This is a genomic window from Rhizobacter sp., from assembly GCF_035702065.1.
In the GTDB taxonomy this organism is placed as follows: domain Bacteria; phylum Pseudomonadota; class Gammaproteobacteria; order Burkholderiales; family Burkholderiaceae_C; genus Rhizobacter.
The window spans coordinates 1-9,491 of the sequence record NZ_DASSRA010000198.1 but is presented as its reverse complement, the minus strand read 5'-3'; the positions used below and the strand labels follow the sequence as shown (position 1 = coordinate 9,491).

The following is a 9,491-nucleotide window of genomic DNA, read 5'->3' as shown; positions in this document are numbered from 1 at the left end:
GGGGTCGGCATGGGCAACCTCAAGACGGTGCTGGCGCCCATGGTGGTGGTCTTCCTGGCCACGCCGGTGCTGGTGGTGTTGTCGCTGCTGTCGGTTGCCTTGTTGATGGCGCCGGCCATGCTCAAGCTGGTCGCCAGGCGGCGCTTCCCTGCGCTCGAGCAGCGCCAGGGCGGCTCGTTCGCCGGCAGCCTGTTCGTCAGCCTGAGCTCGACGGTGCTGGCGCTGTTCGCGCTCTTCGTGTCGATTCCGTTCTGGCTCATCCCACCGGTGGTGCTGATCGTGCCGCCGCTGATCTGGGGCTGGCTCACCTACCGGGTGATGAGCTACGACATGCTGGCCGAGCACGCCAGCAAGGACGAGCGGCGCGAGTTGGTGCGCCGGCATCGCCTGCAACTGCTCATCATCGGCGTCGTCACCGGCTACCTCGGCGTGGCGCCTTCGTTGCTCTGGGCATCGGGGGCAGTGTTCATCCTGCTGGCGCCGGTGCTGGTGCCGGTGGCCATCTGGGTTTACACGCTGGTTTTCGCCTTCTCCGCGCTTTGGTTCGCCCACTACGCGCTGGCGGCGCTGCAGGAGCTGAGGGCCGCGCAGCAGCCCGCCACCCCGGCCACCAGCCCCATGATCCCGGCGCCTGAGCCCATGCAGCCCCTGCCTCCCGTCGAGACGAACCCATGAACTTCGGCCTGATCATCATTGGCGACGAGATCCTCTCCGGCAAACGCCAGGACAAGCACCTGCCCAAGGTGATCGACCTGCTCACCGCGCGTGGGTTGACGCTGAGCTGGGCGCGCTACGTTGGCGACGACCCGCAGCGCATCACCGCCGACCTGACCGATGCCTTCGCCGCCGCCCGCGAGAAGGGCGACGTGGTGTTCTCCTGCGGCGGCATCGGCGCCACGCCCGACGACCACACCCGCCAGTGCGCGGCGCGCGCGCTGGGGGTGCCGCTGGCGCTGCACCCGCAGGCGCGGGAGCTGATCCTCGAGCGCATGCGCGACATTGCCGCCGAGCGCGGCGAACCCTACGAACCCGATCGGGAGGACAACGTCCACCGGCTCAACATGGGCGTGTTTCCAGAGGGCGCGCAGATCATCCCGAACCCCTACAACAAGATCGCGGGTTTCTCCATCCGCTACCCGCAAGGTGGCGTCTACTTCGTGCCCGGCTTTCCGGTGATGGCCTGGCCGATGATCGAATGGGTGCTCGACCAGCACTTTGCCCACCTACACCGCTCGCAGGCGCAGCGCGAGCGGTCTGTGATCGTCTTCGGCGCCATGGAAGCCACCCTGACGCCCCTGATGGAAGGCATCGAGGCCGAGTTCTCCGGCGTGAAGGTGTTCAGTCTGCCCAGCGTCGACCACCCGGAGTGGGGCCGGCACATCGAATTGGGCGTCAAGGGCCTCGATGCCGATCGCCTGGCTGCCGCCTATCGGGAGCTGTTGCAGGGGCTGCGTGCGCATGGTGCACAGCTTGGCCCCGAATTGGTGCGTTAGCCCTCACGAGGAGTTCCCGAGCTGGTGCATCCATTTGCACCAAAATGGCGCCTCTTGCTGGGTGCTCCCACCCGAAATGCACCAAGAAGCGCGTATTGGAGTCGGCCCCCGTGAGGTTTCCGACAAGCTGCCACGCATAGGGCAGACGCAGGCATGGTTTCTGCTACATTCCTGTGCGCATTTTCGAGGCCGGCTGCGCTCGAAGCTGCTTGCGACACCCCCGAATCCAACCCCATACACAGCATCTCGCTAGGAGTCTCCTGATGGCCAAGACCGTTGCCGACGTGATGAAGATGGTGAAGGAGAACGAAGTCAAGTTCGTCGACTTCCGTTTCACCGACACCCGCGGCAAAGAGCAGCACGTTTCCGTGCCCGTCTCTCACTTCGATGAAGACAAGTTCACGTCGGGCCACGCCTTCGACGGCTCGTCGATCGCCGGCTGGAAGGGCATCGAAGCCTCGGACATGCAGCTCATGCCCGACCCCAACACGGCCAACATCGACCCCTTCTTCGAAGAGCCCACCCTCATCCTGACCTGCGACGTGGTCGAGCCCAGCGATGGCAAGCCTTATGAGCGCGACCCGCGCTCGCTGGCCAAGCGTGCCGAGGCCTACATGAAGTCCACCGGCCTGGGCGACACCGCCTTCTTCGGCCCGGAACCCGAGTTCTTCGTGTTCGACAGCGTGCGCTGGGGCAACGACATGTCGGGCTGCTTCTCGAAGATCGAATCCGAAGAAGCTGCCTGGAACACGGGCAAGGAATACGAGCACGGCAACTCCGGCTACCGCCCCACCGTCAAGGGCGGCTACTTCCCGACCCCGCCGGTCGACAGCATGCAAGACATGCGCTCCGAGATGTGCCTGGTGCTCGAATCGCTGGGCATCCCCTGCGAAGTGCACCACCACGAAGTGGCCAACGCCGGCCAGATGGAAATCGGCACCAAGTTCAGCACGCTGCTGCAGCGCGCCGACTGGGTGCAGCTCCAGAAGTACGTGATCCAGAACGTCGCCCACGCCTACGGCAAGACCGCGACCTTCATGCCCAAGCCCATCGTCGGCGACAACGGCTCGGGCATGCACGTGCACCAGTCGGTCTGGAAGGACGGCAAGAACCTGTTCGCAGGCGACGGCTACGCCGGCCTGAGCGAGTTTGCGCTGTTCTACATCGGCGGCATCATCAAGCACGCTCGCGCGCTGAACGCCATCACCAACCCGGGCACCAACTCGTACAAGCGCCTGGTGCCGGGCTACGAAGCCCCGGTGAAGCTGGCCTACTCGTCGAAGAACCGCTCGGCCTCGATCCGCATTCCGCACGTGGCCAACCCCAAGGGTCGCCGCGTGGAGGCACGCTTCCCGGATCCCCTGATGAACCCGTACCTGGGCTTCTCGGCCATGCTGATGGCCGGCCTGGACGGCGTGGAAAACAAGATCCATCCGGGCGAAGCCGCCTCGAAGGACCTGTACCACCTGCCGCCGGAAGAAGACAAGCTGATCCCGACCGTGTGCCACAGCCTCGACCAGGCGCTGGACTACCTGGACAAGGACCGCGCGTTCCTGACCAAGGGCGGCGTGTTCACCGATGCCTTCATCGACGCCTACATCGACCTCAAGATGCAGGAAGTGACTCGCTTCCGCATGGCGACCCACCCGGTCGAGTTCGACATGTACTACACGCTCTGAACCACTTCAGGTTCTGTGGCATCGAAGGGACGGCTGTGCCGTCCCTTTTTCGTTTTTTGGCTTCTGTTGTGGGCACGGCAGGCAATCGGACACAATGCCCGGCAAAGCCCTGTCACCCGGCGCGTGGGTGTCCGCGTTACAGGGCCAGAGGTGAACGCATGACTTCAGCGCATATCAAGAACATCCTGGCCCTGCTGGCTGCCCTGGTGGCGGTGCCGGCATGGTCGCAAGACAAGCAGGTGTATCGCTGCCCAGGCAACCCGGTGCTCTACACCGACACGCTGTCGGCCAAGGAGGCCAAGGACAAGGGTTGCCGGACCTTGGAGGGCGCTCCGATCACGGTGATTCAGTCGCCCAAGCCGCGCACCGGCACACCGGTGCCCAGCGCCAGCCGAGGCGAAGGTTCCAAGGTGGATGCGAACGAACAGCGCGCCCGCGACACCGACTCGCGCCGCATCCTCGAGAATGAGTTGAAGAAAGAAGAAGACCAGTTGGCCGCTCTTCAAAAGGAATACAACAACGGTGAACCCGATCGCCAGGGCGACGAGAAGAACTACCAGAAGTACCTGGATCGGGTGGCGGAAATGAAGGCCGCCATCGCCCGCAAGGAGAACGACGTGGCTGCGCTGCGCCGCGAGCTTGGCAAGCTGCCGCAGCAGTCCCAGCAACCGCAGTCCGGCCTCAAGCAACTGCAGTGAACCCCGCCAGCACTCGCCCGCCCAACTCGCCGGGCCCGTCTGTCGTTTTCCAGGCTTTCGACCACCTCGCCACCATGGTCGCGGTGGTGCACTGCGAAGGCCATTGCATCTTCGCGAACGCCGCTTTCGAGTCGGTATTGGGCCTGTCTCGCCGCAGCGTGCTGCGCGGCTCGTTGTTCGACTGGTTCGTCGACGCCCACGTGGTGCGCGAGACGGTGGCTGCGGTCGCCCGCAACGACTTCTCCAGCAGCCGCTTCGAAGCCCTGCTCCGGCGGCCGGCCTCGATCCACAGCGAGCCGCTGCCGGTGCACGTGATCGTCAACCAGATGGACCGCAACGACCAGGTGGTGGTCGAGCTGGTCGAGATCGAGCAACAGACCCGCCAGGACCGCGAGGAGCGCGCCCTGGGCCAGGCCCAGGCCAACAAGGAGCTGATCCGCAATCTGGCCCACGAGATCAAGAACCCGCTGGGTGGTATCCGTGGTGCGGCGCAGCTGCTCGAGATGGAGGTCGAATCACGGGCGTTGACCGAGTACACCCAGGTCATCATCCAGGAGGCCGACCGCCTGCAGGCGCTGGTCGACCGCCTGCTGGCGCCTCACCGCAAACCCCACGTGGTGAGTGACGTGAACATCCACGAGGTGTGCGAGCGCGTCCGCTCGCTGATCCTGGCCGAGTTCCCGCGCGGCCTGGCTGTGCGGCGCGACTACGACATCTCCATCCCCGACTTCCGCGGCGACCGCGAGCAGTTGATCCAGGCCGTGCTCAACATCGCCCACAACGCGGCGCAAGCCTTGGTCGAACGCATTCAGAAGGGTGACGCCTGCATCACCTTGCGCACGCGCATTGCGCGCCAGGTGACGCTGGGCAAGCAGCGCTATCGACTGGCACTGGAATTGCATATTGAGGACAACGGCCCGGGCATCCCCGAGTCGATCCGCGATCGCATCTTCTACCCCTTGGTTTCGGGACGCGACGGCGGGTCGGGTTTGGGGCTCACACTGGCGCAGACGTTCGTGCAGCAACACCAGGGCGTGATCGAATGCGTGAGTGAACCGGGCCAGACACTCTTCAAGATCGTGATACCGCTGCCCTGAGCCAGAAGCTTTCGTCAGCGGCCCTAACCACAGGCAGGGCATGAAACCCATCTGGATCGTTGACGACGACCAATCCATCCGCTTCGTGTTGGAGAAGGCGCTGGCGCGCGAAGACCTCGCGGTCCGCAGCTTCACCAACCCTCGCGACGTGCTCGCCGCACTCGAAGACGACGTGCCCCAGGTGCTGGTGTCCGACATCCGCATGCCGGGTGGCTCGGGCATCGAGCTGCTGACCAAGGTCAAGGAACGCCAGCCCGGCCTGCCCGTGATCATCATGACGGCCTACTCCGACCTCGACAGCGCCGTCAGCGCCTTCCAGGGCGGCGCCTTCGAGTACCTGCCCAAGCCCTTCGACGTGCCCAAGGCCGTGGAACTCATCCGCCGCGCGCTCGACGAGAGCATGCGCGAAGAGGTGCGCGACGAGCGCATGGCGCAGATGCCCGAGATGCTCGGCCAGGCGCCGGCCATGCAAGATGTGTTTCGCGCCATCGGTCGGCTGAGCCAGAGCATCGTCACCGTGCTCATCACCGGCGAGTCGGGCTCGGGCAAGGAACTGGTGGCGCATGCGCTGCACAAGCACAGCCCGCGTGCCGCGGGGCCGTTCGTCGCGATCAACACCGCGGCCATCCCCAAGGACCTGCTCGAATCCGAGCTCTTCGGCCACGAGCGCGGCGCCTTCACCGGCGCCCAGACCACCCGCCGCGGTCGCTTCGAGCAGGCCGATGGCGGCACGCTCTTCCTCGATGAAATCGGCGACATGCCCTTCGACCTGCAGACACGCCTGCTGCGTGTGCTGAGCGACGGGCAGTTTTACCGCGTGGGCGGGCACAACCCGATGCGCAGCAACGTGCGCGTCATCGCGGCCACCCACCAGAACCTGGAAGACCGCGTCAAGCAGGGTGTGTTCCGCGAAGACCTGTTCCACCGCCTCAACGTGATCCGCCTGCGCCTGCCGGCCTTGCGCGAGCGTCGCGAAGACGTGCCCGCGCTGGCGCGCTTCTTCCTGCAAAAGAGCGCCAAGGAGCTCGGCGTCGAGGCCAAGCGCATCACCGAGGCGGCGCTGCACCGCCTGACGCAGTTCGACTTCCCCGGCAACGTGCGGCAGCTGGAGAACATCTGCCACTGGCTCACGGTGATGGCGCCGGCGCAGGTGATCGAGCCCAAGGATCTGCCACCCGAGTTCCTGGGTGACTCGGCACCCGCTCGCCCCGCACCGGCGGCCGTTGCCCCGGTGCTGACCGAAAGCCACAGCGAGCCTGTGGCCGTCGCTGCGCCGGTCGCCCCGTCCACCGCGGCCTGGGCACCACCGCCTGCAGCGATCCCGCAGCCTGTGGTCGAGGCCGCCGTCGCGCTCAACCCCAACTGGCTTGCCGACCTGGAGCGCGAGTCGCGCACCATGCTGCAGGCCGGCGTGCCCGAGGTGTGGGACACGCTCACGCGCAAGTTCGAGGCGCAGCTGATCCACACCGCGCTCGAGATCACGCGTGGTCGCCGCATCGAAGCCGCGCAAAAGCTCGGCATCGGCCGCAACACCATCACCCGCAAGATCCAGGAACTCGGCCTGGACGATTGACGTGAGGAGCGGTTAGCCCTGCATCAGCCGGGCAAGCCGCGCCCCCGAAGGCGTGTGCTCCAGCACCACCTTCATCACTACCACCAGCGCAGGGCCGAGGAACAGGCCCCACAGGCCCCACAGCGCGCCCCAGAACACCAGGCCGATGAAGACCGCGGCCGAGCTCATCTTGGCGGCGCGCCCTTGCAGCCAGGCCGTCACCACCGTGCCGATCAGCGTGGAGAGCGTGACCACGAAGAGGGCCATGCCCAGCGCTGCGCCCATCGTGCCGTGGGCCAGGAAGGTCTCCGCCGCACCCAGCCCGGTCAGCACGGCCATGCCCAGGTAGGGAATGACGTGCAGCACCGCGGCCGTCACGCCCCAGCCGGCGGCATCGGGCAGTCCGGTGAGCGAGAACACGACCCAGACCGACAGCCCGATCAGCGTGTTGGCGACGAGCAGCACGCCGGCATAGATGCGCACCTGTCTCGCGCATTCGAGCAAGGCCGTCTGGGCTCTTGCATGCACGTCGGCACGCTGCTCCCACAGGCCCAGAAAGCGCTCGGTGAGCGGCTTGCCGCCCATCAGCACGAAGAAGGCAACGAGGAAAATGATGCTCAACTGGCCGGCCAGGGCGAGCAGGGCGCTCGAGCCGGTGACGGCCGTTTCGCGCAGCACCACCGTGGCCCCCGCCGTGATGGTGCTGGCCGGGCTGGACGCGGCCGGCGCGGCGGCCACCGCCGCACGGCGCGCCGGCCGCAGCGGCTTGTTCGACATCACCCGCTCGGCGGCGCGGTCGAGCTCGTGCAGCGCATCGCGTGCGCGCGTGATCACCGAATCGGCGGCCGGGTCGCGGTCGGCGAGCTGCTGTGCAGCCATGCTGATCATCTCGGGCGTGCGCTCGGCCACGCGCACCAATTGCCCGCCGAACACCAGCGCTCCTTCCGCCAGCGCGCCCATCACCAAAGCGAGTGTCAACAAGGTGGCCAGCGTGCGGCTGCGCAGGTGGTGCTCCAGCCATTTCGTGAGCGGCGTGACCAGCATCACCAGCATCAGGCCCGTGACGACGGGCACGAGAAAGCGCTGCCCCCACCACAGCCCGGCCACGGTGGCCAGCGTGGCCAGCAGCCGGGTCGCGGCGCTCGATCGCACCGCAGCGGCGGGCTCGTATCGGGGTGGGGTGTCGATGACCAGCTCGCGCTCAGCTGCGCCCATGGTGGGGGTCCAAAAAAAGCCCCGGCGTTGTGTTCAACCCGGGGCGACGGATGAGGAGGCCGCGTCTTAGGGCTGCACGGCGATCTGGTTCTTCACGGCTTTCACGCCCTTGACCTTCCAGGTCTGCTCTTCAGCGGCGGCCTTCTCGGTGGCGTTCTTGGCGAAGCCCGAGAGCATCACCGTGCCGTTCAGCGTCTCGACCTTGATGCTGCTTGCATCGACCTGCTTGTTGTCGACGAAGCGTGCCTTCACGGCAGTGGTGATGGTGGCATCGTCGACGTAGGCCCCCACGGTCTCCTGGTCGCGCTTGACGGCGCAGCCGGTAGCGCCCAGCGAGAGCGCGAGAACAGTGGCGGTGGCGATGAAGGTGCTGCGGATGATCATGTGATGCTCCTGTTGGTTTGTCGGGAAAGTCGGAATCTCTGGACGGACTAGGACAGCCAGTCGGAGAGTTCCTCCGCGTGCTGCTGCTCATCACTGAGGATGTCTTCGAGCAGGCGGCGCGTGGTGCTGTCCTTGTCGCCGATGAGTGCGATCAGCTGGCTGTAGGCCTCGATGGCCACGCGCTCGGCGATCAGGTTGGACTTGATCATGGCTTTCAGGTCTTCCGATTCGTCGTAGTCGGCGTGGCTGCGCTGCAGCAACGAATCGGGCGAGAAGTCCGGCTTGCCACCGAGCTGCACGATGCGCCTGGCAATGCGGTCGGCATGCGCCGCCTCTTCGTTGGCGTGCACGAGAAACTCGTCGGCGATCTTCGGCGAAGCCAGGCCCACGGCCGTGAAGTGGTGGCGCTTGTAGCGCAGCACGCACACCAGTTCGGTGGCGAGAGAGTCGTTGAGCAGGCGGCAGATCTCGGCGCGCCACGGGCCGTAGCTCGGGGTCACGGCGGCGTCGTCCAGGCTGTGGCGGGCTGCGTCGATCGCGGCTTCGTCGAGCTGCATCGGGGTGTGCCCGGGGAGGGGCATCTGCTTCACGCTGGCTGGCTGATTGCTTTGCATCGCGTCATGTCCTTGGGGGTCGATGTCATGGGAAAGACTGTAGGAATCGCCGCGATCCCCAGCCATCGGCAATCGGCGTTCCCGTGTGTAGGACGTTGCCGCACCCCGCTGTCGGAGCTTCAGTTCTGTGCTGCGGCCTGCGCGGCGGGCGGCGGTGGCGCGGCAGGCTGGCGCAGCAAGGGGACCACGTGGCAGCTCTGCGGCGGCAGTTCGCGCCAGCGCAGCGGCTCGCCGGGATGCAACAGCTGCGCGCCGAGCGACGCTGCGGCCTCGCGTGCCGCGCGCTCCTGCACACGCATCAGCACGAAGCGCATGCTGCGGCCATCGCGCCGCAGCGTGAGCTCGGCCTGCGGCCAGTGCGAGGGCAGGCAAGGCAGGAAGCTGAGCGTGTCGGCCTGCAGGCGCAGGCCCAGCATCGACGAGATGGCCGCCCGGTGCAGCCAGGCGGCGGCGCCGGTGTACCAGCTCCAGCCGCCTCGGCCCACGTAGGGCGGCTGGGTGTAGACGTCGCCCGCCATCACGTAGGGCTCGATGCCGTAGGCCGCCCCGTGGGTCGGGTGGCGCGCGCGGTGCGCCGGGTTGAGGTAGGTGAAGTAGCGGTACACCAGGTCGCCATGGTTGCGCGGGCCGGGCAGCGAGTGAGACAGCTCGGCCTGCGCCATCAGCGCCCACACGCCGGCATGCGAGTACTGGCCGCCGTTCTCGCGCACACCCGGCGGGTACGCCTGGATGTAGCCCGCGCTCGGTTCGGCCAGCGCC

10 protein-coding genes are annotated in these 9,491 nt (G+C 66.7%); 6 read left to right on the top strand and 4 right to left on the bottom strand.

Going from position 1 to position 9,491, the window contains the following annotated elements:
- The 6 genes from VFL64_RS09235 to ntrC all read left to right on the top strand — a co-directional run.
- Positions 1 to 675: EI24 domain-containing protein (locus VFL64_RS09235; protein WP_489540087.1), on the top strand; the 675-nt coding region annotated here is incomplete at its 5' end.
- Positions 672 to 1,493 carry a competence/damage-inducible protein A gene (locus VFL64_RS09230; protein WP_489540086.1) on the top strand — a complete coding sequence of 274 codons (822 nt, stop codon included), beginning with the start codon at positions 672 to 674 and terminating at the stop codon, positions 1,491 to 1,493. The genes VFL64_RS09235 and VFL64_RS09230, both read left to right, overlap by 4 nt.
- 263 nt (positions 1,494 to 1,756) lie before the next feature.
- Complete coding sequence (gene glnA, locus VFL64_RS09225) at positions 1,757 to 3,172, top strand: type I glutamate--ammonia ligase (protein WP_489540085.1); 1,416 nt, start codon at positions 1,757 to 1,759, stop codon at positions 3,170 to 3,172.
- 158 nt (positions 3,173 to 3,330) lie between these two features.
- A complete protein-coding gene (locus tag VFL64_RS09220) occupies positions 3,331 to 3,870 on the top strand; it encodes a hypothetical protein (RefSeq protein ID WP_489540084.1) in 540 nt (179 codons plus the stop codon).
- Positions 3,871 to 3,944: 74 nt separating this feature from the next.
- Positions 3,945 to 4,967, top strand: coding sequence for a nitrogen regulation protein NR(II) (gene glnL, locus VFL64_RS09215; RefSeq protein WP_489540083.1), 1,023 nt, complete (start codon positions 3,945 to 3,947; stop codon positions 4,965 to 4,967).
- Between the two features lie 40 nt (positions 4,968 to 5,007).
- Positions 5,008 to 6,540 carry a nitrogen regulation protein NR(I) gene (gene ntrC, locus VFL64_RS09210; RefSeq protein WP_489540082.1) on the top strand — a complete coding sequence of 511 codons (1,533 nt, stop codon included), beginning with the start codon at positions 5,008 to 5,010 and terminating at the stop codon, positions 6,538 to 6,540.
- A gap of 12 nt (positions 6,541 to 6,552) precedes the next feature.
- Here ntrC and VFL64_RS09205 read toward each other — a convergent pair whose 3' ends face one another.
- The 4 genes from VFL64_RS09205 to VFL64_RS09190 all read right to left on the bottom strand — a co-directional run.
- Positions 6,553 to 7,734 (bottom strand): AI-2E family transporter, encoded by a 1,182-nt coding sequence (locus tag VFL64_RS09205; protein WP_489540081.1) that lies wholly within the window; start codon positions 7,732 to 7,734, stop codon positions 6,553 to 6,555.
- A 66-nt stretch (positions 7,735 to 7,800) separates the two neighbouring features.
- A complete protein-coding gene (locus VFL64_RS09200) occupies positions 7,801 to 8,118 on the bottom strand; it encodes a BON domain-containing protein (RefSeq protein WP_489540080.1) in 318 nt (105 codons plus the stop codon).
- A gap of 47 nt (positions 8,119 to 8,165) precedes the next feature.
- Complete coding sequence (locus VFL64_RS09195) at positions 8,166 to 8,699, bottom strand: ferritin-like domain-containing protein (RefSeq protein WP_489540088.1); 534 nt, start codon at positions 8,697 to 8,699, stop codon at positions 8,166 to 8,168.
- A gap of 152 nt (positions 8,700 to 8,851) precedes the next feature.
- The coding region (locus tag VFL64_RS09190; RefSeq protein WP_489540079.1) for a GH36-type glycosyl hydrolase domain-containing protein at positions 8,852 to 9,491 on the bottom strand (640 nt) is incomplete at its 5' end.